The organism is Candidatus Arsenophonus triatominarum (genome assembly GCF_001640365.1).
Taxonomy (GTDB): Bacteria; Pseudomonadota; Gammaproteobacteria; order Enterobacterales; family Enterobacteriaceae; genus Arsenophonus; species Arsenophonus triatominarum.
Genome location: NZ_LWMI01000006.1, coordinates 80,336 through 105,300 on the forward strand (window position 1 = coordinate 80,336; position 24,965 = coordinate 105,300).

Sequence of the window (24,965 nt, forward strand, 5' to 3'; positions counted from 1 at the left end):
GAAGAAACCTGAAATAGGATCAAACCTTAATATAATCGAACAAAATGAGAATTTTATGAATTATTGGAGAAAACTGATTATTAGCTTGTTGTTCACAGTCAGCACTACCACACTGGCCGCGCCACAACCATTGGATAAAGTGACTGCTATTGTTAATGATGGAGTTGTGCTACAAAGTGACGTAGATAATATGCTAGATATAGTAAGAATAAACGCCAGAAATGCAGGACAACAAATTCCCGATGAAAATGCATTACGTCACCAAATATTAGAACGCTTGATCATTGACAAAATTATTATGCAAATAGCCGAAAAAATGCAGATCCAGATCCCTGATCAAGCAATAGATGCTACTATCGCCAATATTGCAGCCCAAAATAGATTAACGGTTGGCCAACTACAGCAACGATTGTCAATGGATGGTATCAATTTACAAAGTTACCGCAGCGATGTTCGTAGAGAAATGATGATCGCAGAAGTACGTAATAATGAGGTTCGTCGACGGATAACCGTCCTGCCGCAAGAAGTAGACTCACTGGCTGCCCAACTTAATTCACAAGCTGGCCAAGATGCTAATGTTAACTTAAGCCATATTTTGATCCCATTACCAGAAAATCCAACTAATGAACAAAGTCAATCAGCGATGGCTACAGTAAATAAAATTATCGCCCAATTAAAGCAAGGCGCTGATTTTGGTAAGCTGGCCATTACTTACTCTGTCGATCCTAATGCTTTAAAAGGCGGGCAAATGGGCTGGAGTAAAGTTGAAGAATTGCCAACCGTTTTTGCTCAACGAATTCAGCAAGCTAAAAAAGGTGATATCATTGGACCTATACGTTCTAGTGTCGGCTTTCATATCTTAAAACTTAATGATATACAAAGTGGCAATATGCCAATTTCGGTTACCGAAGTGAAAGCTCGCCATATACTTATTAAGCTCTCACCTATTATGAATAGCGAACAGGCATATGCAAAAATACAACAAATTGCACAGCAAATTAAAACGGGTCAAATAACCTTTGCCGAAGCAGCTAAAAAATACTCACAAGATCCTGGCTCTGCATTACGTGGTGGTGAACTTGGCTGGAATATGCCCAATGTTTATGATCCAGCATTTCGTGATGATTTAATGCGTTTAAATAAAGGTGAAACAAGTCAACCAATCCAGTCCTCTTTTGGCTGGCATCTTATTCAGCTGGAAGATACTCGCCAAGTTGATAAAACCGATGTAGCCCAGAAAGATCATGCCTATCGTCTATTATTTAATCGTAAATTTAACGAAGAAGCGCAAATTTGGATGCAAGAACTACGCGCATCTGCCTATGTAAAAATTCTTAATGATAGCGATGCACAGTAATCTTTATGAAAAAAAAACTAATACTATCGTTCTCACTCCCGGTGAACCGGCCGGGGTAGGTCCTGATCTTTTGATCCAACTCGCTCAACAAAATTGGCCGGTTAGATTAGTTGTTTGTGCTGATCCAGACTTACTAATAAGCCGAGCGGATCAACTCGGCTTAAAATTAGAATTAACTATTTATTCGCCAGGAACTTCGAATAACAACCAAGCTGCCAAAACATTGACCGTGTTACCGATAAAATTACCTGCACCGGTCAAAGCAGGCCAACTTAATAAACGAAATAGCACTTATGTAATAGAAACACTTAGCCGCGCCTGCGATGGCTGTATGACTGGTGAATTTTCAGCATTAGTTACCGGCCCTGTTCATAAAGGAATTATCAATGATGCAGGTATTCCCTTTACCGGGCATACTGAATTTTTTGCTGACAGAAGTAAAACAAAAAAAGTCGTCATGATGTTAGCGACAAAAACATTGCGCGTTGCGCTAGCAACAACCCATTTACCTATCAAACAGGTTCCCGATGCAATTACTTTTCAAAGCCTACAAGAAGTTATTTATATTTTAAATGAAGAATTAAAATCTAAATTTGGCATTAAAACACCCGCCACTTATATCTGTGGATTAAATCCTCATGCCGGCGAAGGCGGACATATGGGACATGAGGAAATCGATACTATCATCCCAGTTATCGAGAAATTGCGTCATGAAGGTTTGCAGCTTTATGGTCCTTTCCCTGCGGATACACTATTCCAACCCAAATATCTGAACCGAGCTGATGTGATTTTAACTATGTATCACGATCAAGGTCTGCCTGTGCTAAAATATCAAGGTTTTGGCCACGCGGTAAACATTACTTTAGGCTTACCCTTTATTCGTACATCGGTTGACCATGGTACAGCGATCGAGCTAGCAGGAAGTGGGCAAGCAGATGTTAACAGTTTTATAACCGCCTTAAAATTAGCTATTAGCATGATACAAAATAACAATGAATAAACGAATCCATCAAGGGCACTTTGCCCGTAAGCGCTTTGGGCAAAATTTTTTAACTGACCCATTTATTATTGACAATATGATTACTGCTTTTAACCCAAAGCCTGATCAAGCTATTGTTGAAATTGGTCCTGGTTTAGGCGCCCTAACATTACCTATTAGTGCACTTATAGAGAATATGACGGTAATCGAGTTAGATCGTGATCTTGCCGCCCGTTTAGCTGCACACCCTGCGCTGAGTGCTAAACTAACAATTATACCAAACGATGCAATGACGATTGATTTTGGCGCAATAGCGAAAGAAAAAGGTCAACCCCTTAGAGTGTTCGGTAATCTTCCTTACAATATTTCAACTCCGCTAATGTTCCATCTTTTTACATATACTAATGCTATTGCTGACATGAATTTTATGCTACAAAAAGAGGTTGTAAATCGCTTAGTCGCAGGACCAAATACTAAAGCATATGGTCGCCTTAGCGTTATGGCGCAATATTATTGTCAGATAATCCCTATCTTAGCAGTACCTCCGTCGGCTTTTACACCTGCGCCAAAAGTGGATTCAGCTGTCGTGCATTTAATTCCTCATCAACGAAACCCTTACCCTATTTGTGATGTCAAATTATTAAGTCGTATTACTACACAGGCATTTAATCAACGACGTAAAACTATTCGTAATAGTTTAAGTGATTTATTTAGCGTGCAAGATTTTGAGCAATTAGGTATTGATCCAAATTGTCGCGCTGAAAATATTTCAGTAGAAAATTATTGCAAGTTAGCCAGCAAATTGGCTAAAACCACTCGCTAATAGTGATAAACTTTGGGGGCACTATGCTAAATGAACCTAACATCTGTATACAAGTTCAAAGTGTCTATATTGAAAATCAATCTTTACCGGAAGAAGCCAGATTTGTTTTTGCCTATACGGTTTCTATTCGCAATCTTGGCCGCACGCCGGTACAGCTAATAAGTCGCTATTGGTTAATTACCAATAGTGATGGTAAACGTACCGAAGTACAAGGACAGGGCGTCGTAGGAGAGCAACCTATCATTCAACCAAGTGCCGAATTTCGTTATACCAGTGGCGCTATTATAGAAACGCCAATGGGAACCATGGAGGGCCATTATGTGATGTTAGATAATGATGGTAAAAATTTTTATGTTGATATCCCAGTCTTTCGTCTTGCTATCCCAACAGTTATAAACTAATTATGGCTACTTATCTTATAGGAGATATTCACGGTTGCTATCGTGAACTTAAAGCACTTCTCAAACTAGTGAAATTTGAACCACAAAAGGATGTTTTATGGCTCACCGGTGATCTCGTCTCCCGTGGCCCGGATTCACTCAAAGTTTTACGTTACATTAAAACATTAGGCTCATCCGTTAGAATGGTACTAGGTAATCATGATCTCCACCTTATCGGTGTACATGCCAATATTAGCCATAATAAACCCAAAGACAAACTGAAAAAATTACGGACAGCGCCTGATGCTGATGAATTAGTTAATTGGTTACGACGTCAACCATTATTACAAGTTGACAATAAGAAAAAAATCATCATGGCACATGCTGGGATCACACCACAATGGGATTTAGCAACAGCACAGATGTGTGCCAAAGAAGTAGAGGCTATTCTTAGTAGTGATACCTATCCTTTATTTATCGACTCCATGTATGGCGATATACCGAACAACTGGTCACCCAATCTAACAGGGTTATCCCGTTTACGCTTTAGTACTAACGTCCTAACACGTATGCGTTATTGCTTTTCTGATGGTCAGTTAAACATGACCTGGAAAAATAAACCTGAAAACACACCTCCTTCTTTAAAGCCTTGGTTTGATCTGCCGCGAAAAATACCACCAGAATATGCCATTATTTTTGGTCATTGGGCTTCCCTTGAAGGGAAAGGAACACCTGAAGGTATTTATGGGCTTGATACCGGTTGTTGCTGGGGAGGAAAACTGACTTTATTACGCTGGGAAGATAAAAAGTATTTTCACCAGCCTGCAATTACCAAAAGATAACTAATACTATGCTTATTCTGCTATGCAACAGATAATGGAATATAAGTAATAAATTAATTAATTTTGTTTTAATATGACAAATAATGGCTATAAAAGCTATTTGAATAGACCCTTATTTATAAATATTTGACTTAAATTATTTAATTAATAATACAAATTTAATTTTTATTTATATATTTAACATAACCTAATTCAAATTAATAATAAAAAACCGAAGTATTAGCCTTCGATTTTTTATTACCATTAAGAATCTCACTTAGCTTTATGAGCGGCGTTCTAATATTTCAAAACAATAATTATGAGAATTTTTATCATCTGCTTCATGGTATTCAGTAAATACAAAGTCCCACTCATTAGGCTCATAAACAGGAAAATAGGTATCACCAATCACTTCCGCATCTACATGCGTTAAATAAAGACGATTCGCCAGAGGTAAGAATAATTCATAAATTTTTCCCCCGCCTATAATCATTATTTCTTCTACTTCTCCTGCTGCAGCTAGTGCCTCATCAACTGAGTTAACCCAAATAACGCCATTATCATCACTCGAATGAGTATGACTAAGAATAATATTCAAACGTTGAGGTAAAGGTTTACCTATAGATTCATAAGTTATACGTCCCATTATAACTGGCTTATTTAACGTATTACGCTTAAACCAGGCTAAATCACCGGATAACACCCATGGCATATTATTTTCCAAACCAATCACCTGATCCGCCGCCATTGCTGCGATTAAACTAATATTCATTAGGTCACCATATTGGCATAATAGAAAATTGGATTTTACATTTAATAAATCCAATCACTCTTCGATAAATCTACATTTTTATAAAAACGATCAAATTATTAATTACTATTATATAGATAATTTTAAATAATAAATAACAATCGAAATAACAAAACATAAAATAATACAATTACTTTTTTTATAATCAGCCACAAAAATATTCTATATTATAGAAATAAATTAAGCTGATGGATTGATCACCATCTGCGCAACTGAGCCTTTATCCGCTTTCTCTAAATTTTGACTAAAATACAAAAAAGGAAAATGATCATAAGACGGCTGTAGCATATTAACTAATAATTCACTGTATCCATTTATCCATACTGTATCTTTCCAGCCATAATCTTCCGGCCCTGGTACAATGCCATTATGATTAATAACTCTGAAACGAACACCTTCAATATGAAATGCTTGCGGTTCATGCGCTTTTACCGTCCAGCGTTCACATGCTCCCTGCTGGGTGATTAAGTCAATACGATTTACATCCCGCATCATACCATTAATGCCAAAAGGTTTGCTAAGGATCACTTCACGATTACGGATCGTCGATGTGATTTGGCTCGTGTCATTAACCAGAGTCTCTGGTAAATTATCTGTCACTAAGGATAATAATCCTGAAGAACAAATGGTTAAAACTTTGGTTGAATTTAATAAAGTTGACGGTTCGAAAAGTCCTTTAATACGATCCATAACCCCTGCTGCTCTTCCAGCCGTTATTGTCAATAACTCTGTTTTGGACATATCAATCAACACTTCTCGACGCTCGCCAGGCGCCATAGGTAATCTTTCGATACTTACTGGAGCAGGTAGCAGCCCTTGATCACTGCCTATCAAATAAAATGGCCGCTTATCACTGATTTCCAATATATAACGCCTTGAACTTGATGCATTAAGCAACCGTAAGCGGAGCCAGCCGCGAGCAACTTTAATATACGGCTCCTGCACACCATTAACTAATAAAGTATCACCTAAAAAACCTTCAGCTGTTGTTTTATAGTGAGGTACGCCAAAACTATCTAGCCGTTTATCTTGCATAATAATAGGAAAATCATCAACACCGTAATGATTAGGAATATTTAAATTCTTACTGGTTTTATCTGACACAATCCACATACCAACCAAGCCATCATGAATTTGTTTTGCCATCTTGCCAGGTGTATTAGCATGATACCAACAGGTCGTAGCCGGTTGACGGATCGGCAGTACCGGCGACCAATCAACATTGGGTGACATTAATCTTGCCGCCCCACCAATTTGAGTTCCTAGAACTTGCAACCCACTAACTGTCATAGCTACTTCTTCAGAAAGTCGATTGCTATATACCAATTTTAAATCACTACCATTTTCTACTCGAATGGTTGGCCCCAAATAATAACCATTGCAACCAATAGTATTAGTGCGATGGCTACCATCAAAAGACCAATAAGATTTTTTCAACGTAAGAAACAGCGGTTGACCAAAATGAGATTCTAATAAAGGTGGGATTGGTAATAATGGATACCCTTCATTTTTTTCTGCTCTAACCGCAGCAGGAAGCATAGAAACACTCATAGCTATACTTGATAGCTTAAGAAATCGACGCCGACTTAGTGACATATCTTCTCCACAAAATCATTAATAAGCTAGCGCCATTTATTGTTCATCTAGGAAAGATCCTTATCTTACTATCCGCTAGTAATTGTATTATCACAATTGTTTGATAACTATATTCCATTAAGACGATAGATTGATACAACGCCAAATATTAATATATTGTTAAATATGATAATTTAGAAACTAATTTGCTTGAAAAATGAACTTAAACTTTATTTCATTTTTTGTTCTATTTCTGCCACTTCTTTATTTAATTCTGCAATTTTAGCTTTGAATAAATCATGGCAATATTCTGCTAATTCACGCACGTTTTCCCGATTATACTTTGTTGTATCAATAGGCGGTAGCATTTCGACAATCACTACTCCATTATTCCAACGATTCAGTTTAATGCGCCCTTCTGTTTCAGATAAACAGACTGGTACTATCGGAACCCCAGCTGCAATTGCTGCATAAAATGCACCGGTTTTAAATGGCAGTAAACCTCGACCACGACTACGGGTTCCCTCAGGAAACATCCAAACAGAAATTTTTCTTTTTTTAATCTGCTTAACAACCTGTGAAATTGTATTGTGCGCTTTAGTTCGATTAGCCCTATCAATGAAAATATTACCGGCCAACCAATATAATTGACCGAAAAAAGGGATAAATACTAAGCTTTTTTTTCCAACAGTAACGGTATTTGGCTGTACTACATTTGACATAGTTACCATATCATAGTTATTTTGATGATTACCGATATAAATACTAGGACCATAATCTTTCGCTTCAGAAGGCACCCGATTAATAATGGTAATACCAAAAACATAAGATAATTTGCCAAACAGTCGGCCAAAGCGCATAACATGGCGTGGATTTCTTGGACTGAATAAGCAATAAAAACAACCGAACACGCAAACCAATATCGTAAATAGGATCACAATAATAATACGAACAATAGCTAACATATTTACCTCAAGTGATAAGTGACTTCACACACCTTAAAAAATCGAAATTATCCATTACTAGGAGGAGTTACTTCTATACGCTCAATACTTTGTAATCCACGAGGTAATGAAGAACCTTTACGACCTCGTTCAGCACGATATTTTTGCAAATCTTCTGGATTTAATTTCAGTTTTCGTTTGCCAAAATAGAGGGTAATTGAAGACTGAGGCTGCAAACACATTAACCAAACTAGCAAATCCTCTCTGCTGGCTGATTGAGCCGCTACAATATTAATAATTTTATTGCCTTTACCTTTAGAGAGCTGAGGGAGATCACTAATAGGAAATATTAACATTCTCCCTGCGTTAGTAATTGCCAATAATAAATCTTGCTGTTCATTATTGACTTCCAATGGCGCTAGTACCTTTGCATTATTAGGTAAGGTAATTAATGCTTTACCTGCTTTATTTTTTGCCACTAAATCGCTAAAAGTACAAATAAAACCATAACCTGCATCCGATGCTAACAAATATTTTTGCTCTTCGGGAGCAGTCAATACATGTTCAATCGTTGCGCCAGGTGGTAATGCCAATTTACCAGTAAGCGGCTCTCCTTGTCCGCGAGCAGAAGGAAGATCAAGCGGATCAAGGGAATAACTACGTCCAGTACTATCAAGGAAAACAACCGGTTGATTCGTTTTGCCCCTTGCTGCGCTACGGAAACCATCTCCGGCTTTATAGTTAAGATTAGTCGGATCAATATCATGGCCTTTTGCGCTTCTCACCCATCCCATAACAGAAAGGACAATAATAATCGGCTCAGAAGGCAAAATATCATGTTCATTCATGGCTTTTGCTTCAATACGCTCCTTAAGTGGTGAGCGACGATCATCACCATAAGTCTGGGCATCCGTTTCAATTTCTTTCTTGATCAAGGTGTTTAAACGACGCTCAGAGCCTAAAATAGCTTGCAGTTGATCACGCTCTTTAGCTAATTCATCTTGCTCACCACGTAATTTAAATTCCTCTAGTTTAGCCAAATGACGCAATTTCAATTCCAGAATAGATTCAGCCTGAGTTTCTGAAAGCGCAAAACGAGACACTAATACTGCTTTAGGTTCATCTTCATTACGGATAATATGGATAACCTCATTTATATTAAGATAAGCTATTAATAAACCGTCAAGGATATGTAAGCGTTTTAATACTTTTTCTAAACGATGATTTAAGCGATTACGTACGGTTTCTCGTCTAAATAATAACCATTCATTTAAAATTTCTACCAGTCCTTTAACTGCAGGACGATTATCCAGGCCAATCATATTCAAATTGACCCGATAACTTTTTTCTAGATCGGTCGTGGCAAATAAATGTGTCATCACTTGTTCTAAATCAATCCGATTACTTCTAGGTACAATCACTAAACGTGTTGGATTTTCATGATCTGATTCATCACGTAGATCTTCTACCATCGGTAATTTTTTGGCGCGCATTTGTGAAGCAATCTGCTCCAACACCTTAGCACCTGAAACTTGATGAGGTAGTGCAGTAATAACGGCATTACCATCATCCATTTCCCATACAGCACGTAACCGAATAGAACCACGGCCTGTTTGGTAAATTTTTTGAATATCTTCTTTTGATGAAATAATTTCTGCTTCTGTTGGATAATCAGGAGCGGGAATAAAACCCATCAACATTTTAAGATCAGCTTTTGGATTTTCCAGTAAAGCAACTAACGCGCTTGCTACCTCACGAGCATTATGCGGCGGAATATCGGTCGCCATACCAACGGCAATTCCTGTCGTGCCATTTAGCAGAATATTGGGTAATCTTGCCGGTAGTGTTTTGGGTTCCATTAATGTTCCATCAAAGTTAGGTGTCCAGGATACCGTTCCCAATCCTAATTCACTGAGTAGCGTTTCAGCGTATTTTGACAATCTTGACTCAGTGTAACGCATAGCCGCAAACGATTTAGGATCATCAGGGGCTCCCCAATTTCCCTGACCATCAACTAATGGATAACGATAGGAAAATGGTTGTGCCATCAACACCATGGCTTCATAACAAGCGCTATCACCATGCGGATGATATTTTCCCAATACATCACCGACTGTACGAGCTGATTTTTTATACTTAGCGACATTACTCAAACCAAGTTCAGACATGGCATAAACAATTCGTCGCTGAACAGGTTTTAACCCATCACCAATAAATGGCAATGCTCTGTCCATGATGACGTACATGGAATAATTGAGATAGGCATTTTCGGTAAAGGTATAAAGTGGTTGCTGCTCTACACCATCGTGAGTTATCTCACTCATTCATTTGATTCCTTAGTCTCTGGTTAACAGTGTCGATTACACTTCAATTTCTATCGCATCGCCTTTATCTTGTAACCAATTTCGACGATCTTCTGCCCGTTTTTTCGCCAATAACATATCCATCATCGCTAGTGTTTCTTGATAATTCTCATCATTAATAATGAGCTGCACTAAACGTCGTGTATTGGGATCAAGTGTGGTTTCGCGTAATTGAGTCGGATTCATTTCGCCTAACCCTTTAAAGCGCTGAACATTCGGTTTCCCGCGCTTATAGCTTAGTCTGTCGAGGACCGCGGCTTTTTCACCTTCATCAAGGGCATAATAGACTTCTTTACCTAGATCAATACGGTATAAGGGTGGCATAGCAATATAAATATGGCCTGCTTTTACTAAAGCGGGAAAGTGGCGAACAAAAAGCGCGCAGAGTAAGGTTGCAATATGCAATCCATCTGAATCTGCATCGGCAAGAACACAAATCTTACCGTAACGGAGTTGGCTAAGATCATCGCTGTCTGGATCAATGCCAATAGCTACTGAAATATCATGGACTTCCTGTGAAGCTAAAACCTCATCGGAAGAGACTTCCCAAGTATTCAATATTTTCCCTCTTAGCGGCATAATCGCCTGATATTCACGATCACGAGCCTGCTTAGCCGAGCCGCCGGCTGAATCTCCTTCAACTAAAAATAGCTCAGTAAAATTAAGATTTTGAGACGTACAATCGGCTAACTTGCCGGGTAACGCAGGCCCGCTGGTCAGTTTCTTGCGCACAACTTTTTTCGCTGCTCGCAGACGCCTTTGCGCACTTGAAATAGTGAGTTCCGCTAATTGCTCAGCTTCTTGAACATTTTGGTTTAACCACAAACTAAAAGCATCTTTTACTACCCCGGAAACAAACGCAGCACTCTGGCGAGAAGAAAGACGTTCTTTGGTTTGGCCGGCAAATTGTGGATCTTGCATTTTGACTGATAGGACATAAGCACAGCGTTCCCAAATATCATCACCTGTCAATTTCACACCGCGCGGAAGTAAATTACGGTATTCACAAAACTCCCTCATCGCATCCAGTAAGCCCTGGCGTAACCCATTAACATGGGTACCCCCCTGTGTGGTTGGAATAAGGTTAACATAACTTTCGGTTAATAGTTCTCCACCTTCTGGTAACCAAAGCAGGGCCCAATCGACCATTTCTATTTGGCCGGCAAAATTACCAACAAACGCTTTCTCAGGTAAAGTAACTAAACTGTTCACTGCTTCCATTAGATAGTCGGTCAAGCCATCTTTATAATGCCATGTCTGCTCAGTATTATTTATTTTATCCTTAAAGACGATTTCAACACCAGGGCATAGCACAGCCTTAGCTTTTAATACGTGCACTAAACGCGAAATAGAAAAGCGTGGGGTGTCAAAAAAATGGCTATCAGGCCAAAAACGGACACCGGTACCGGTCGTGCGTTTAGCACAACTACCAATTACCTCAAGTTCCTGAACTTTTTCACCATTTTCAAAAGCAATTCGGTATATTTGGCTATCACGACTAACAGTTACTTCAATACGTTTTGATAATGCATTGACCACTGAAATACCAACACCATGTAGCCCGCCAGAAAATTGATAATTTTTATTAGAAAATTTTCCCCCGGCATGTAACTGCCCCAAAATCAGCTCTACAGCCGGTACCTTCTTTTCTGGATGAATATCAACCGGCATACCTCGGCCATCATCAATCACTTCCAGTGACTGATCTTCATACAAGATGACATCGATACGTTTAGCATAACCGGCAAGCACCTCATCCACGCTATTATCAATTACTTCCTGTGCCAGGTGATTTGGTCGAGAAGTATCGGTGTACATGCCTGGGCGACGACGTACAGGTTCTAAACCACTGAGGACCTCGATTGCCTCTGCATTATAATTAGATTGAGTCATATTATTTTCTGCGGTAATTGACGATTAATTAGGCAAATAAATGCCGAGATACTGATGATAATAACAGTCATTTAGCTATTTTGGATAATTTTTTACTTATTTTGTCTTTGCCAAAGCTAAAAAACGCATAATTTGTGGAAAATAGTACACGAGTTTCGCACAGGCATATAAAATTCCAGAAATGGCTTAAAAACAATGGTTAATTTGCAAGTTACTAAAACGTGTAAATTTGTTTAAATTACAATAAGTTGCTTTTAATTTATAAGATTTTGTCTATTTATATATTATGCTGAATTAAACTTAAAAATAGAGCGTTTTTTTATTGGTGCGAAACTCGTGTAGTAGTCAAATCCAACAAAAGCATGGTTACCTCCTGACGCTATTGTTTGCTTACACTCCATAAGATAATAAATAAATATAATGTATCTATATATCAATTACTTAAAAATATATAGCTCATTTAATATACGCATTTACACGCGAAAACAAGCGATTTCACTCACTATAAATCAATTACTTACCGCTCATAGTGAATTCTGATTTTAGCTAATTTCGGCTAAAATCTCAGTCTAAATTCACACTCATTTTCAATTCCAAAAACACCCTAACCATTCGTTTAATTACGGAGAAATAGTTATGTCTAAATTAGTCACAATTCAAAATACTCAATTACCTGTCATCGAATATAAATCTCAGCGAGTGATCCACAACTGATATGCTTGCTCAGGGATATGGCACCGATGCTAAAATAATCTCAAATAATTTTAATCGCAATATAGCTAGGCGACTTAATTTTGATTACAAGGTGTGTTATGAGTTATACAATTGATTTTCGACGTAAAGTAATATCTGTAAGGAAAGCCGAAGGTTTAACAATTCGAGAAACTGCGAAACAATTCCGTATTGGAAAAGCGTCTTTAGTACGTTGGCTTAAACGACCAGAGCCAAAAAATTCAACGCCACGTAAGAGGAAGCTCGATAAAAATGCTTTAGCAAAAGATGTGGAACAGTATCCAGATGCTTACCAAAAGGAACGGGCAGAGCGATTCGGTGTTTGTAAAAAGACTATTTGGCAATCCCTTAAAAAGCTGGGATTAACCTATAAAAAAAACTCTATTCCATCCAAAAACCAACGAAAGCGACAGGCTGGCACATCAGCAAAAAAGACAACAGTATGAAAAAAAAGATAAATCTGTTGTTTTTATTGATGAAAGTGGTTTTTCACATGACACTCCACGAACTCACGGCTATTCCCCAAAAGGTCACCGTTGTTTTGGCCTGAAAAACTGGGGTGCTAAGGGAAGAACAAATGTTATTGGCGCTTTATTGGGAACAACCCTTTTTGCTATCGGATTATTTGATTGCAATATTAATCGTGATGTTTTTTATGTTTGGATCACAAAAATATTGCTCCCAGAACTTCCTGAAAATTCTGTTATTTTTATGGACAACGCTAGCTTTCACAAAGGTAAGAATATTGAACAGGCAATTATAAACGCAGGACACCAGATAGAATATTTGCCTGTGTATTCACCAGATTTAAATCCTATAGAACATAAATGGTCTCAAGCTAAACGTAAAAAGATGGAAACAGGATGCACTATCGATGACCTGTTTTTAATACATATGCTGTAATCAAAATTAAGTCGCCTAGCTATAGAGATCGCTTCGTAGAAGGCAAACATTATTTCAAAATAGAAGGTGAGGAGTTAAGGTTATTTATTAACCATTCATCATTAAGAGGATTGGTTAGTAAACATACAAATGTTCTGTATTTATGGACAGATCGTGGTGCTTCTCGTCATGCAAAAATGCTTGAAACTGATCAGGCGTGGGATTGGTTCGAAGCATTAGAAGATAATTATTTCAATCAAGCTATCTTGCAGATAAAACCCCATAAAGACGAAGGCAGTGGATTACCTGAATTCCGTAAAGCAAAGGCGATAGAAATTCAGGCTAAAGCCATTCAAATTCAAATGGATAACGCAGAAAGGATATTTGAATGGGCGACTCATCTTTCCGATAACGCAAAACAAGCCATCATAGCTGGGTTAGTTAATCCTATCGCAGGTAGTGAAGTTATTCCTTTACCTCTCATCACTGAGAAGCATTACACCGCAAAACAGATTGGTAAAATGTTTAATGTCTCAGCAAATAAAATAGGACGGATGGCTAACGATAACAACATGAAAGTTAAAGAATATGGTGAAATGTATCTCGATAAATCACCCTACAGTAACAAGCAGGTTGAGTCTTTTCGGTACAATGATAAGGCGATTAGAAAATTTGAGGAAATTCTTGTTGCCGAGATGGAAGCAGCAACAAGTGAAAGGATTTAGTGGACAAGTTTAAGTATAGCGGTTAGAGCAGCACCTATAGCCAAAATTAACATGCCACCAAGCCTCACTGTTAATTGCAATCCAAGTTTGTCAAGGCGATTTTCCATATCTTTGCGAACATCAGCGATTTGAGCATCAGTCTTCTCAAAACGAGCAGCCATATCTTTACGAACATCAGCAATCTCAGCAGATAAGTCTTTACGGACATCAGCTATATCACGCTTAACGTCAGCAATATCAGCTTTAGTCGCTACATCAGCAACCTCATGTGATTTACGTACAACAAGTTTAGCTTGCTGACTAGTAAGCCCAGCCGTTTGAAGCTCTTCTGATGCCTGTAGTGTATCAAATGCAACCTGACCCATAACGATACCTCCTTTTTGGGAAGTATAACGGGTTTAGGGTTCAATCTGCAAAATCTTTCACGTTAATACCTTAATTCATTTCATTACGGAGAAATATTTTTATGTCAAAATTAAAGCGTGTTGCTTAATAGTGAAATAAGGGTATTATTTCGGTGATTGAAGTAAATTTTAGGCTGTTCTGAGATGGAAATTCCAAAGACCGGCACTAAGGAGTAAGAAAGGTATCATCAATAAAGCGTCTACGATTCCGTAAAATTTGGGTCATACAACCGAGGCGCTTGATACCCGCGATGGCGTGTTCAACCGTAATACGGATGCCCGAGATTATTTTATTTTCTTGTTTTTGTTCAGGCGATAAAGGTCTTTTTCGAGTTCCTTTTTTTGGGATTTGTGTATTAGGATGCTGTTTATCTATACCTTGAAAACCGGTATCGGCCCAGATGGTTACCTCAGGGGGAATATGGCGAATTATATCGACTTTATCGAGTAAGCGTTTATCGTGACGGCGCCCATTTTTGATCATGGGGATAAATCCAATTTTCCTCGTTTCGTCAGTCATAATAAGCCCTTTTCGAGTGGTCTGTCTTTTCTTTCCCGAATACATTTTTTTCGCCGACGCAGATTCTTAGGCTTTTGGACAGGTCGCTCTGTCCCATCAATAAAGACGTCTTTAACTCCAGGAAAGGCGCGAAAAAATTCCTCAGCAGAGCGAATTTGACGAGCGGGCAAAACACATTCTCGCCCCAAGGTCATCTCTAAAACCGGCAATAATATTTTTACCCAGCGACATACCCGTGTTCTATCTAAACCAAAAAGAAGTCCTTGCAAATCATAGGTCGGATAACATTTTAAATACAATAAAATAAAAAGCAGTTTATCTAATGGGGTTGGGATAAATCCTTTCTGCCCTGCACCCATCTGCCGCTCGTGATCTTTTCGATTCTTTTTCCGATAAATCAAATAACAAGCTGAAAATTCAGCGGCTAAATTTTTCAATTCTTCGACTGATAATCCAATGATTGCTTTACATAAACGATTATCTCGTAACAACCGCTCTTTGTTGATCATTTCAAACCGTTATTTTCTAAGTTAAACCTCTTTTTATTGTCTATAGCGTGACAAAAAATGCAAGTCTCTATTCAGCAACTATTTTTTAGTTGTTATTGAAAATACCGTTGTTCGTCAAGATGCTTTCGGGCGTTATTGTCTAAATGATTTACACCGTGCGGCAGTTGCGCAAGGTAAAGCCAGCGAGTCGCAACGCCCATCAAACTTTCTTAAATCGGAGGGAATAATCGCATTTGTTCAATCTTTAAGCGAAGCTACAAAAATAGCTTCGGTCAACATCATCAAAGGAGGTACTGAATCTGGAAGCTGGGCAGATGAACTTGTGGCTATTCGCTATGCCGCATGGATAGACCCTGCTTTTGAAGTTCAGGTTTATGAGCGGTTTAGGGATTCAGTAAAAAGCAACAATGGTGCCTTAACCGATAAAGTACAAGCCGGCTTAGTCATGATCGCTTTTTACAAACAAGAGCTACGAATAGCACCATCCGCCATGCTGGGAGCGATAAGCATGTTGCTCAATAGTGAAATAAAGTTGCTTAAAATAAAAACAAGTTAGATACATCTAAAAAATACAAAAATAGTTTATTTTTTAATCTTACATAGGTTATTTTTAATGCAAAAATTGATGATTTTATCATCATCGGCTGGTTTTTTTGTAAGTCATAATTAATTTTGCTATTGAGCAACAGGCTTGATGAAAAAACTCCAGTCTTCCCTTGGCATGCGAGATATACTATTGTAGTGGCATACTAAATTTGGCCACCTAAGTTGAGGTGATATGCTTACCTCATAATTTTTATAGGTGCCGAAATGAGTAAAATAATTACTGCTGAATTTAAATGTGAAACCGCCAAATTAGTCCTTGACCAAAATTACACCTACCAGGAAGCCGCGAAAGACATGAACGTCAGTCTTTCAGCGATTAGCCGGTGGATTTTTTTCTTCATTTCTCTGAACTCAATTTGTTCAGGTGTTAATGGCAGACCAGGCGATGTTTTCCCTTGACGTTCTAAACGAAGGGCTCTTACCCACCGGCTAATCGCTGAAAGACTGACGTTCATGTCTTTCGCGGCTTCCTGGTAGGTGTAATTTTGGTCAAGGACTAATTTGGCGGTTTCACATTTAAATTCAGCAGTAATTATTTTACTCATTTCGGCACCTATAAAAATTATGAGGTAAGCATATCACCTCAACTTAGGTGGCCAAATTTAGTATGCCACTACAAAGATTATGAGCACGAAGTGCGGTATTTAATGGTATGATAAAGCTGTTTTTTTAATAGTGGTTAAAGCGCTCTACTTTACCTTTCGTTTTTGCCCTGTATGGCTTGCAAGCGCTCAATTTAAACCCGTAATCTTTCGACATGCAATTTATGTTCACCTTCTGCATAAGCATCTCGTTCGATGATGAGTGTTTTTGCGTTATCACACAATACTTGCTGTGGCACACCACCAAAATAGTCGAAAGCTTCTTTTAAACCTTGCTGCCAGGCTTCTGTCCGCTCATTATCAAAGAACTTTACATAGGTAGCACACGAGTAGCCAAGCGTTGCAACAAACGCTTTTAGTGATCGTTTGCCTCGCCGGATGGTCGTGAAGTCGATTTGCATTTGTTGACCTGGCTGTGTTTCAAAACGGACGACAGCTTTGGGAACAATGCTTGGTTTAAATTGACAAACAAATCGACGTAACTGAGCAATACCGCCTTGATAGCCTCTTTCAACTACCTCATCAAATAGGACTGTTACAGGGATCCAATCAGGTTTAGCCAATTCAATTCGCTGAAGCAAATAAGGTTTAAAGGGTGCCAGTTTACTCGATTGTTGACTTCTTTTAGCATAAGTTGGCATCTCCTGCTGTTGTAAATGATGTTTTACGGTGTTACGGGAAATGCCCAGTTCACGGGCCATTTTTCTAATGCTTTGTCCTTGTGCAAAGCGAACATGAATATCCACAAATATCTCCTTGGTTAACATAAATTACCCGTACAAAAATGTACGAATAATACCAAGTGGATCAGTTTTGCATGATCGGTGACAAGGTGGCTTTTCGTAAGAAAATCTATAGGGCTTTAGATGAATTACAAGCTGATTTAGATAAATGGTTAGCGGAATATAATAACCAACGCACTCATCAAAGAAAAATGTGTTGCGGTCGAACTCCTATGGCAACTTTACACGATGGAAAACAACTTTGGAGAGAGAAAGATTTAAATCAAATTTAACCTGACTGGTACTGTATAAATAACCGGTAACTGTCAGATCTACTACATAAGATAATCAATAGGAATTGATCCAACAGTTGTTAGATTATGCCAAAGTAAATTAACTAAACCTATGCCAGCAATAACATCATGTTCATTACCTGAATATTGATAATGGACCATCTCTATTTTTTTACTACGTGTTTTGGCAATCAATGTATCATCGGCAATTAGTACGCAAGGGCTTTTTTTGTCTATAGAAAGTTGAACTAATCGCCATAAGTCTTTAGGTCGAAAACATCTACTTTTTAGCCATCGGCTAACAGTGTCATGAGATAAAGGCGATGGGCTTACTTCTGATAACGCCAAAACCAGAATATCTTACACTGCTTACTTGTAAGAATGTTTTATAGATATTTTTAATTCATGGATAACCGGACAAAATATGAACACCCTAATTTTTTCTTGTTTTGAACTTTATACTTCTTTTTTGGAGATAGCGAAACTCGTGTAGATGTTTCAACTAATCTCCACAGGTCTTTAGGTCAAAAGCACCTGCTTTTTAGCCATCGACTAATAGTAAGCCTGTTGCCAAATAGTGAACTCATGCTGCTTTAAACAAAAACGACTCACATACACCTCAAAAACACGAGAGTGGTTTATTTTTTAATCTAAAATGGATTATTTTCAATTTTAAGTGTGATTATTTTATAGTCAACTTTTAATTTTTTGATAAATTCTAATTAATGCCCTTATTTAGCAACAGGCTTAGTGTCATGAGACAAAGGTGATGGGCTTATTTCTGATAACGCCAAACCAGAGTATCTCACACGGCTCACCTGTAAGAATGTCTTGTAGATATCTTTAATGCATGGATAAACTGACAAAATATAAACATCCTAATTTTTTCTTGTTTTGAACTTTATACTTCTTTTTCGGAGCTTGCGAAACTCGTGTAATATACAAACCCTCAGATTAAATTTTTACTACCAGGAGAACCAATGGACAAACATTTTCTTCAATCCAACAAAGAAGCTCGTTGGTCAGTTTTTCTTACTGTTGCTTATTTATGTAGTTGGATTATGACTGCCTACCTCCCTGGTGAGGAAATGGGAATAACTGGGATGCCATTATGGTTTGAATTTTCATGTTTATATTTACCTCTGATTTTTATTTTACTTTGTGTCTTAATGGTTAAATTCATTTTTAAACAAATGTCATTGGAAGATAAAGATGCAAATTGAAATTCTATTACCACTTATTGGTTATTTATTATTGGTTTGTTTGCTGTCTATTTATGCTTATCATCGACGTCAAAAAGGCGAATTTTTGCATGAATACTTTCTAGGTAATCGCTCTATGGGCGGGGTTGTTTTGGCGATGACCATCACTGCTACCTACATCAGTGCTAGCTCTTTCATAGGTGGTCCTGGTGCAGCCTATAAATATGGCCTTGGCTGGGTGCTACTTGCCTTAATTCAAGTTCCGACTATTTGGCTGTCGCTTGGTGTACTAGGTAAAAAGTTTGCCATTTTGGCTCGTCGCTATAATGCGGTGACACTTAATGACATGCTGTATGCTCGTTTTCAAAGCCGTTTACTGGTATGGATTGCTAGCATTAGTTTACTCATCGCTTTCTTCGGTGCTATGACAGTTCAATTTATCGGCGGAGCTCGTCTACTTGAAACTGCGGCAAATATCCCCTATGAAATAGGGTTATTAATATTTGGCATCACTATTGCGCTTTATACTGCATTTGGTGGTTTTAGAGCCAGTGTCCTTAATGACACCATACAAGGCTTTGTTATGTTAGTAGGGACCATTATTCTGCTGGTTGCGACTATTCACAAGGCAGGCGGTCTGGCCGCAGCAACAGAGACACTAAAAACGATTGATCCAAAACTAATCACGCCACAAGGTGCTGATAACATCTTTAGTATGCCATTTATGTTTTCCTTCTGGATATTAGTTTGTTTTGGCGTTATTGGCTTACCACATACTGCTGTTCGCTGCATTTCTTATAAAAATAGCCAAGCGATGCACCGAGGGATCATCATCGGTACCATTGTGATGGTTATTTTAATGTTGGGAATGCATTTAGCAGGTGCATTAGGTCGAGCTATTTTACCGGATTTAACGATCCCAGATCAGGTCATCCCAACATTAATGATCACGGTTTTACCTCCGTTCGCCGCAGGAATTTTCTTAGCAGCCCCAATGGCTGCCATTATGTCAACAATTAATTCACAATTGCTCCAATCTTCAGCAACTATTATAAAAGATCTATATTTAAATATTGCACCAGAGGAGATAAAAAAAGAGAGAAAATTAACCTGGATCTCAAGTGCTTCTACCCTCATTCTGGGTGCTTTATTACTATTAGCCGCCTGGCATCCACCACAAATGATTATTTGGTTAAATTTACTGGCTTTTGGTGGATTACAGGCTGTTTTTCTTTGGCCATTAATACTCGGGCTATATTGGCAAAAAGCAAACCGTTTTGGTGCATTAAGTTCAATGATCCTCGGTGCCCTTTCTTACACATTATTGACCGCCTTTGATGTTAAATTTTTAAATTTTCACCCCATCGTACCCGCTCTATTATTGAGTTTGATTGTTTTTTTAATCGGTAATGTTGTTGGTGAGAAAAAATCATTATCTACACCGATAAAAATGAACTAATAACCTACGATCTCAAGAGAACACGAGTTTCGCACCAATAAAAAAACGCTCTATTTTTAAGTTTAATTCAGCATAATATATAAATAGACAAAATCTTATAAATTAAAAGCAACTTATTGTAATTTAAACAAATTTATACGTTTTAGTAACTTGCAAATTAACCATTGCTTTTAAGCCATTTCTGGAATTTTATATGCCTGTGCGAAACTCGTGGAGAATATTTATGCCCTGGATACAAATACGTTTGAATTCGACAGCCGAGCAGGCAGAAGCCTTAAGTGATATATTAACGGAAACCGGAGCGGTTTCTGTCATCTTTCAGGATAGCTACGACAACCCTGTTTTTGAACCCTTACCGGGTGAAACTCGCCTTTGGGGAGATACAGATGTTATTGGTTTATTTGATGCTGAAAGCGATATGGAGCAGGTTATCAGCCAACTTGAAAGTTACCCCTTATTGGGTAAAAATTTTGTTCATAAAATTGAACAAATAGAGGATAAAGATTGGGAACGTGAATGGATGGATAATTTCCATCCCATGCGTTTTGGACACAAACTATGGATTTGTCCTAGCTGGCGTGATACGCCTGATCCCAATGCGGTTAATGTCATTTTGGATCCTGGTTTAGCGTTTGGTACCGGCACCCATCCTACTACATCACTCTGTTTAGAGTGGTTAGATAGCTTAAATTTGAAAGATAAAACAGTTATCGATTTTGGTTGTGGCTCAGGCATACTGGCCATTGCCGCGCTTAAACTAGGCGCCAAAAAAGCGATTGGTATTGATATCGATCCTCAAGCTATCCTAGCTAGCCATAACAACGCCGAACAAAATAGAGTCGCCGATAAATTAGTTCTGTATTTGGCAAAAGATCAACCTGAAGATCTAAAAGCGGATATTGTTATTGCTAATATCTTAGCTGGCCCATTACGCGAATTAGCTGGTGCAATCGGTGGATTAACCAATCCAAATGGCTTACTTGGACTGTCTGGAATATTAGACAGTCAGGCTGAAGCAGTTATAACCGCTTACCAACAACAATTTAATATTGAGCCGATAATAGAAAAAGAAGGGTGGTGCCGAATAACCGGAATAAAAAAAGCGGATTAGCCATAAGCGAGGTTAGTGTATGCTAATGCGCTAACCCGACAATAAAAATTTTGCTAAAAATCTGCTGCTATAAAAAATCACAAAATTGTAACAATTATCAAACTAATTACTTTTATTAAGCGTGTTGCTTAATAGTGAAATAAGGGTATTTCGGTGATTGAAGTGAATTTTAGGCTGTTCTGAGATGGAAATTCCAAAGACCGGCACTAAGGAGTAAAAAGGTATCATCAATAAAGGGTCTACGATTCCGTAAAATTTGGGTCATACAACCGAGGCGCTTGATACCCGCGATGGCGTGTTCAACCGTAATACGGATGCCCGAGATTATTTTATTTTCTTGTTTTTGTTCAGGCGATAAAGGTCTTTTTCGAGTTCCTTTTTTTGGGATTTGTGTATTAGGATGCTGTTTATCTATACCTTGAAAACCGGTATCGGCCCAGATGGTTACCTCAGGGGGAATATGGCGAATTATATCGACTTTATCGAGTAAGCGTTTATCGTGACGGCGCCCATTTTTGATCATGGGGATAAATCCAATTTTCCTCGTTTCGTCAGTCATAATAAGCCCTTTTCGAGTGGTCTGTCTTTTCTTTCCCGAATACATTTTTTTTCGCCGACGCAGATTCTTAGGCTTTTGGACAGGTCGCTCTGTCCCATCAATAAAGACGTCTTTAACTCCAGGAAAGGCGCGAAAAAATTCCTCAGCAGAGCGAATTTGACGAGCGGGCAAAACACATTCTCGCCCCAAGGTCATCTCTAAAACCGGCAATAATATTTTTACCCAGCGACATACCCGTGTTCTATCTAAACCAAAAAGAAGTCCTTGCAAATCGTAGGTCGGATAACATTTTAAATACAATAAAATAAAAAGCAGTTTATCTAATGGGGTTGGGATAAATCCTTTCTGCCCTGCACCCATCTGCCGCTCGTGATCTTTTCGATTCTTTTTCCGATAAATCAAATAACAAGCTGAAAATTCAGCGGCTAAATTTTTCAATTCTTCGACTGATAATCCAATGATTGCTTTACATAAACGATTATCTCGTAACAACCGCTCTTTGTTGATCATTTCAAACCGTTATTTTCTAAGTTAAACCTCTTTTTATTGTCTATAGCGTGACAAAAAATGCAAGTCTCTATTCAGCAACTATTTTATTGTTTATGCAAAATAATGTCTTTTCAATAACCATCATAAAAATAGTGATCAAGGTTGATTTTTATACAATCAACAGCGATAATCTAACCTAACAAGGAATTTACGATAAAGAATAACAAAATTTGAAAACAAATCAGAAATTTTCATTATATTGATTTTTATGAATATTATTTGTAATCAAAAAAATCAAGATAAAATTTTTCAAAGAAATATCAATTTGCTCAAAGTTTGCCCTTTCATATCTCGTAAAAAATGCGTAATATACGCGCCCTTGCAGTCACAGGATGGTGTTCTTTTATCGCCTATGTATATTGGTCAATATCAGATAAAAAACTGTCTCATTGCAGCACCAATGGCGGGTATCACCGATAGGCCTTTTCGGTCACTGTGTTACTCAATGGGTGCTGATATGACAGTGTCGGAAATGCTCTCTTCCAATCCTCAGGTTTGGAAAACAGACAAATCCAGATTGAGAATGATCCATAGTGATGAATTAGGCATTCGTTCTGTGCAAATTGCAGGTAGTGATCCCGATGAAATGGCAGCAGCTGCACGAATTAATGCTGCAAATGGTGTTCAGATCATCGATATCAATATGGGTTGCCCTGCCAAGAAAGTGAACCGTAAGTTAGCAGGTTCAGCATTATTGCGCTATCCAGAGCTGATTGAGAAAATTCTATTAGCTGTTGTGAATGCGGTTGATGTTCCTGTTACATTAAAGGTTCGCACTGGTTGGTCTCCTGAAGAACGGAACTGTATAAAAATAGCTCAACTGGCCGAACATTGTGGTATTCAAGCTGTAACTATTCATGGCAGAACTCGTTCTTGCTTATTTAATGGTGTAGCTGAATATGACAGCATTCGAGCAGCTAAGCAAAATGTTACTATTCCTATTATCGCTAATGGCGATATTACTGACCCGCTTAAAGCCAGAGCAGTGCTTGACTATACTGGGGCTGATGCCTTAATGATTGGTAGGGCTGCTCAGGGAAGACCCTGGATCTTTCGGGAAATCCAGCATTACCTGGAAACAGGTGAGTTACTGCCACCTATGCCTATTTGAGGTGCAGTGCTTAATGCAAGCGCATGTTAAGGAGCTGCATGACTTTTACGGTCTAAGCAAAGGAATCCGCATCGCACGCAAGCATGTCTCTTGGTACTTAAGAGAACATGCACCTGATGACCAGTTTCGGCGCACATTCAACACCATGGAGGATGCCAGCGAACAGCTGGAAGTGTTGGAGGCATATTTCGAAAAATTTTGCGTAAATCAAAGAAAAGAGCTGACAGAACTATGTTCGAACAACGCGGAAATTCTGACGTACTAACCGTTGCTACTGTAAATTCACAAGATCAAATAACTCAAAAGCCACTACGTGATTCAGTTAAACAAGCACTGAAAAACTATTTTGCCCAACTTAATAACCAGGATGTTAATGACTTATATGAATTAGTATTGGCTGAGGTGGAAAAACCATTATTAGATATGGTAATGCAATATACCCGTGGAAATCAGACCCGTGCTGCGTTAATGTTAAGCATCAACCGTGGAACTCTACGTAAGAAATTGAAAAAATATGGTATGAACTAGCCATAAGTGGTTAACATACTGATTAAAAAGCACTTTTATATTTTATATAAGTGCTTTTTTGTTATTGTTTATACCCTACTACTTACTGAACAAATATATAAATAGAAGATAAGACGAAAACTTGATGAAACGATAGCGATAGCTAATGGCAGATCTAAAGAAAATCGGCAGAATCCAATTACTCAACGTTGAAATCAGCTCTATATGTTAGATCGAATCGATTGGCTACTAACAGGCAATCAGATCTGACAGCTCAGTTTCAGGTTCTACCAAATTTAGCATAAATTTGCTAATACCTATGCATATCCTGCGTTCACTAGCAAACACAGTGAAAAAATATCGCTTAATTAAAAACAGTTAAATTTTTTAAATCCTTACTCAATAACAATCAATAAAATCAAAAATTTCATAAAATAGAATGTAGATTTGATAATTATTAAATTGATATAAAGAGCCATGTGCATTGTCAGATTAAGTTAAGACTAAGATAGCATCACAGGTAAAT

General features: G+C 38.1%; 22 protein-coding genes and 8 pseudogenes. 16 read left to right on the forward strand and 14 right to left on the reverse strand.

Annotated features, from left to right (window positions below; genetic code table 11):
• The first annotated feature begins 55 nt into the window (after positions 1-55).
• From surA to apaH, 5 genes and pseudogenes are all read left to right on the forward strand, one after another.
• Positions 56-1,357 (forward strand): peptidylprolyl isomerase SurA, encoded by a 1,302-nt coding sequence (gene surA / locus AYJ55_RS03040; RefSeq protein ID WP_063654178.1) that lies wholly within the window; start codon positions 56-58, stop codon positions 1,355-1,357.
• Positions 1,338-2,357: a 4-hydroxythreonine-4-phosphate dehydrogenase PdxA gene (gene pdxA / locus AYJ55_RS03045; protein WP_063654179.1), complete on the forward strand. Its 1,020-nt coding sequence runs from the start codon at positions 1,338-1,340 to the stop codon at positions 2,355-2,357. The genes surA and pdxA overlap by 20 nt, the downstream gene beginning before the upstream one ends.
• On the forward strand, positions 2,350-3,159 hold the full coding sequence (gene rsmA / locus AYJ55_RS03050) for a 16S rRNA (adenine(1518)-N(6)/adenine(1519)-N(6))-dimethyltransferase RsmA (RefSeq protein ID WP_063654181.1): 810 nt from the start codon (positions 2,350-2,352) through the stop codon (positions 3,157-3,159). Before pdxA ends, rsmA begins: the two co-directional genes overlap by 8 nt.
• 23 nt (positions 3,160-3,182) lie before the next feature.
• Entirely contained in the window at positions 3,183-3,560 is a 378-nt protein-coding gene (gene apaG / locus AYJ55_RS03055; RefSeq protein WP_032114535.1) for a Co2+/Mg2+ efflux protein ApaG, read from the forward strand.
• 2 nt (positions 3,561-3,562) lie between these two features.
• A pseudogene (apaH, locus tag AYJ55_RS03060) lies at positions 3,563-4,366 on the forward strand (bis(5'-nucleosyl)-tetraphosphatase (symmetrical) ApaH); the annotation flags it as partial.
• A gap of 277 nt (positions 4,367-4,643) precedes the next feature.
• Here apaH and folA read toward each other — a convergent pair.
• The 5 genes from folA to parE form a co-directional block, all read right to left on the reverse strand.
• Positions 4,644-5,132, reverse strand: coding sequence for a type 3 dihydrofolate reductase (gene folA / locus AYJ55_RS03065; protein ID WP_063654185.1), 489 nt, complete (start codon positions 5,130-5,132; stop codon positions 4,644-4,646).
• A gap of 219 nt (positions 5,133-5,351) precedes the next feature.
• The gene (gene ftsP, locus AYJ55_RS03070) at positions 5,352-6,767 is read right to left on the reverse strand and encodes a cell division protein FtsP (RefSeq protein ID WP_063654187.1); all 1,416 of its coding nucleotides are present in this window, start codon (positions 6,765-6,767) and stop codon (positions 5,352-5,354) included.
• Between the two features lie 209 nt (positions 6,768-6,976).
• Positions 6,977-7,711, reverse strand: coding sequence for a 1-acylglycerol-3-phosphate O-acyltransferase (locus AYJ55_RS03075; RefSeq protein ID WP_063654189.1), 735 nt, complete (start codon positions 7,709-7,711; stop codon positions 6,977-6,979).
• 47 nt (positions 7,712-7,758) lie between these two features.
• A complete protein-coding gene (parC, locus tag AYJ55_RS03080; protein WP_063654191.1) occupies positions 7,759-10,014 on the reverse strand; it encodes a DNA topoisomerase IV subunit A in 2,256 nt (751 codons plus the stop codon).
• A 36-nt stretch (positions 10,015-10,050) separates the two neighbouring features.
• On the reverse strand, positions 10,051-11,946 hold the full coding sequence (parE, locus tag AYJ55_RS03085) for a DNA topoisomerase IV subunit B (RefSeq protein ID WP_063654193.1): 1,896 nt from the start codon (positions 11,944-11,946) through the stop codon (positions 10,051-10,053).
• 812 nt (positions 11,947-12,758) lie between these two features.
• Here parE and AYJ55_RS03090 point away from each other — a divergent pair.
• The 4 genes and pseudogenes from AYJ55_RS03090 (at position 12,759) to AYJ55_RS24750 (ending at position 14,285) form a co-directional block, all read left to right on the forward strand.
• On the forward strand, positions 12,759-13,124 hold the full coding sequence (locus AYJ55_RS03090) for an IS630 transposase-related protein (protein ID WP_063653415.1): 366 nt from the start codon (positions 12,759-12,761) through the stop codon (positions 13,122-13,124).
• A complete protein-coding gene (locus AYJ55_RS03095) occupies positions 13,093-13,581 on the forward strand; it encodes an IS630 family transposase (RefSeq protein WP_063653499.1) in 489 nt (162 codons plus the stop codon). The genes AYJ55_RS03090 and AYJ55_RS03095 overlap by 32 nt, the downstream gene beginning before the upstream one ends.
• 5 nt (positions 13,582-13,586) lie before the next feature.
• Positions 13,587-13,748 (forward strand): annotated as a pseudogene (locus AYJ55_RS35075) (ORF6N domain-containing protein); the annotation flags it as partial.
• 9 nt (positions 13,749-13,757) lie between these two features.
• Positions 13,758-14,285, forward strand: coding sequence for a hypothetical protein (locus AYJ55_RS24750; RefSeq protein WP_245677261.1), 528 nt, complete (start codon positions 13,758-13,760; stop codon positions 14,283-14,285).
• Here AYJ55_RS24750 and AYJ55_RS03105 read toward each other — a convergent pair.
• From AYJ55_RS03105 to AYJ55_RS27905, 3 genes are all read right to left on the reverse strand, one after another.
• Positions 14,282-14,650 (reverse strand): hypothetical protein, encoded by a 369-nt coding sequence (locus tag AYJ55_RS03105; RefSeq protein WP_063654205.1) that lies wholly within the window; start codon positions 14,648-14,650, stop codon positions 14,282-14,284. The two genes, AYJ55_RS24750 and AYJ55_RS03105, sit on opposite strands and share 4 nt — an antisense overlap.
• A gap of 205 nt (positions 14,651-14,855) precedes the next feature.
• The gene (locus tag AYJ55_RS27900) at positions 14,856-15,254 is read right to left on the reverse strand and encodes a transposase family protein (RefSeq protein WP_162505280.1); all 399 of its coding nucleotides are present in this window, start codon (positions 15,252-15,254) and stop codon (positions 14,856-14,858) included.
• Positions 15,206-15,718, reverse strand: coding sequence for a helix-turn-helix domain-containing protein (locus AYJ55_RS27905; RefSeq protein ID WP_063653633.1), 513 nt, complete (start codon positions 15,716-15,718; stop codon positions 15,206-15,208). The genes AYJ55_RS27900 and AYJ55_RS27905 overlap by 49 nt, the downstream gene beginning before the upstream one ends.
• Before the next feature lie 94 nt (positions 15,719-15,812).
• Here AYJ55_RS27905 and AYJ55_RS03120 point away from each other — a divergent pair, with 94 nt between their 5' ends.
• Positions 15,813-16,274, forward strand: a complete 462-nt coding sequence (locus AYJ55_RS03120; protein ID WP_063654209.1) for a KilA-N domain-containing protein — start codon at positions 15,813-15,815, stop codon at positions 16,272-16,274.
• 358 nt (positions 16,275-16,632) lie between these two features.
• On the opposite strand, the pseudogene AYJ55_RS03125 reads toward AYJ55_RS03120, so the two are convergent.
• The 3 pseudogenes from AYJ55_RS03125 to istA form a co-directional block, all read right to left on the reverse strand.
• Positions 16,633-16,869 (reverse strand): annotated as a pseudogene (locus AYJ55_RS03125) (transposase); the annotation flags it as partial.
• 127 nt (positions 16,870-16,996) lie between these two features.
• Positions 16,997-17,150: pseudogene (locus AYJ55_RS35455) on the reverse strand (IS21 family transposase); the annotation flags it as partial.
• A pseudogene (istA, locus tag AYJ55_RS03130) lies at positions 17,148-17,693 on the reverse strand (IS21 family transposase); the annotation flags it as partial. The pseudogenes AYJ55_RS35455 and istA, both read right to left, overlap by 3 nt.
• A gap of 62 nt (positions 17,694-17,755) precedes the next feature.
• Between istA and AYJ55_RS03135 the strand changes: the two are divergent.
• Positions 17,756-17,941 (forward strand): annotated as a pseudogene (locus AYJ55_RS03135) (IS481 family transposase); the annotation flags it as partial.
• A gap of 51 nt (positions 17,942-17,992) precedes the next feature.
• Here AYJ55_RS03135 and AYJ55_RS03140 read toward each other — a convergent pair.
• Together AYJ55_RS03140 and AYJ55_RS34410 are read right to left on the reverse strand one after the other, a co-directional pair.
• Positions 17,993-18,344: pseudogene (locus AYJ55_RS03140) on the reverse strand (IS701 family transposase); the annotation flags it as partial.
• 328 nt (positions 18,345-18,672) lie between these two features.
• The gene (locus tag AYJ55_RS34410; RefSeq protein ID WP_281181079.1) at positions 18,673-18,807 is read right to left on the reverse strand and encodes a hypothetical protein; all 135 of its coding nucleotides are present in this window, start codon (positions 18,805-18,807) and stop codon (positions 18,673-18,675) included.
• 114 nt (positions 18,808-18,921) lie between these two features.
• Between AYJ55_RS34410 and AYJ55_RS03145 the strand changes: the two genes are divergently transcribed.
• The 3 genes from AYJ55_RS03145 (at position 18,922) to prmA (ending at position 21,713) form a co-directional block, all read left to right on the forward strand.
• A complete protein-coding gene (locus AYJ55_RS03145; protein ID WP_063654219.1) occupies positions 18,922-19,164 on the forward strand; it encodes a YhdT family protein in 243 nt (80 codons plus the stop codon).
• A complete protein-coding gene (gene panF, locus AYJ55_RS03150; protein WP_063654221.1) occupies positions 19,154-20,602 on the forward strand; it encodes a sodium/pantothenate symporter in 1,449 nt (482 codons plus the stop codon). The genes AYJ55_RS03145 and panF overlap by 11 nt, the downstream gene beginning before the upstream one ends.
• A gap of 223 nt (positions 20,603-20,825) precedes the next feature.
• Entirely contained in the window at positions 20,826-21,713 is an 888-nt protein-coding gene (prmA, locus tag AYJ55_RS03155; protein WP_063654223.1) for a 50S ribosomal protein L11 methyltransferase, read from the forward strand.
• Positions 21,714-21,882: 169 nt separating this feature from the next.
• Here the strand turns inward: prmA and AYJ55_RS03160 are convergent, their stop codons facing one another.
• Entirely contained in the window at positions 21,883-22,782 is a 900-nt protein-coding gene (locus tag AYJ55_RS03160; RefSeq protein ID WP_063653812.1) for a transposase family protein, read from the reverse strand.
• A gap of 391 nt (positions 22,783-23,173) precedes the next feature.
• Between AYJ55_RS03160 and dusB the strand changes: the two are divergent.
• Together dusB and fis are read left to right on the forward strand one after the other, a co-directional pair.
• Positions 23,174-24,197: pseudogene (dusB, locus tag AYJ55_RS03165) on the forward strand (tRNA dihydrouridine synthase DusB).
• The gene (gene fis / locus AYJ55_RS03170; protein WP_032115641.1) at positions 24,164-24,460 is read left to right on the forward strand and encodes a DNA-binding transcriptional regulator Fis; all 297 of its coding nucleotides are present in this window, start codon (positions 24,164-24,166) and stop codon (positions 24,458-24,460) included. Before dusB ends, fis begins: the two are co-directional and overlap by 34 nt.
• Positions 24,461-24,965: the final 505 nt, after the last annotated feature.

Coding starts and splice junctions, on each gene's coding strand:
- surA (WP_063654178.1), top strand. CDS start 56: ATGAATTATTGGAGAAAACTGATTATTAGCTTGTTGTTCACAGTCAGC.
- pdxA (WP_063654179.1), top strand. CDS start 1,338: ATGATAGCGATGCACAGTAATCTTTATGAAAAAAAAACTAATACTATC.
- rsmA (WP_063654181.1), top strand. CDS start 2,350: ATGAATAAACGAATCCATCAAGGGCACTTTGCCCGTAAGCGCTTTGGG.
- apaG (WP_032114535.1), top strand. CDS start 3,183: ATGCTAAATGAACCTAACATCTGTATACAAGTTCAAAGTGTCTATATT.
- folA (WP_063654185.1), bottom strand. CDS start 5,132: ATGAATATTAGTTTAATCGCAGCAATGGCGGCGGATCAGGTGATTGGT.
- ftsP (WP_063654187.1), bottom strand. CDS start 6,767: ATGTCACTAAGTCGGCGTCGATTTCTTAAGCTATCAAGTATAGCTATG.
- AYJ55_RS03075 (WP_063654189.1), bottom strand. CDS start 7,711: ATGTTAGCTATTGTTCGTATTATTATTGTGATCCTATTTACGATATTG.
- parC (WP_063654191.1), bottom strand. CDS start 10,014: ATGAGTGAGATAACTCACGATGGTGTAGAGCAGCAACCACTTTATACC.
- parE (WP_063654193.1), bottom strand. CDS start 11,946: ATGACTCAATCTAATTATAATGCAGAGGCAATCGAGGTCCTCAGTGGT.
- AYJ55_RS03090 (WP_063653415.1), top strand. CDS start 12,759: ATGAGTTATACAATTGATTTTCGACGTAAAGTAATATCTGTAAGGAAA.
- AYJ55_RS24750 (WP_245677261.1), top strand. CDS start 13,758: ATGCTTGAAACTGATCAGGCGTGGGATTGGTTCGAAGCATTAGAAGAT.
- AYJ55_RS03105 (WP_063654205.1), bottom strand. CDS start 14,650: ATGGGTCAGGTTGCATTTGATACACTACAGGCATCAGAAGAGCTTCAA.
- AYJ55_RS27900 (WP_162505280.1), bottom strand. CDS start 15,254: ATGTATTCGGGAAAGAAAAGACAGACCACTCGAAAAGGGCTTATTATG.
- AYJ55_RS27905 (WP_063653633.1), bottom strand. CDS start 15,718: ATGATCAACAAAGAGCGGTTGTTACGAGATAATCGTTTATGTAAAGCA.
- AYJ55_RS03145 (WP_063654219.1), top strand. CDS start 18,922: ATGGACAAACATTTTCTTCAATCCAACAAAGAAGCTCGTTGGTCAGTT.
- panF (WP_063654221.1), top strand. CDS start 19,154: ATGCAAATTGAAATTCTATTACCACTTATTGGTTATTTATTATTGGTT.
- prmA (WP_063654223.1), top strand. CDS start 20,826: ATGCCCTGGATACAAATACGTTTGAATTCGACAGCCGAGCAGGCAGAA.
- AYJ55_RS03160 (WP_063653812.1), bottom strand. CDS start 22,782: ATGATCAACAAAGAGCGGTTGTTACGAGATAATCGTTTATGTAAAGCA.
- fis (WP_032115641.1), top strand. CDS start 24,164: ATGTTCGAACAACGCGGAAATTCTGACGTACTAACCGTTGCTACTGTA.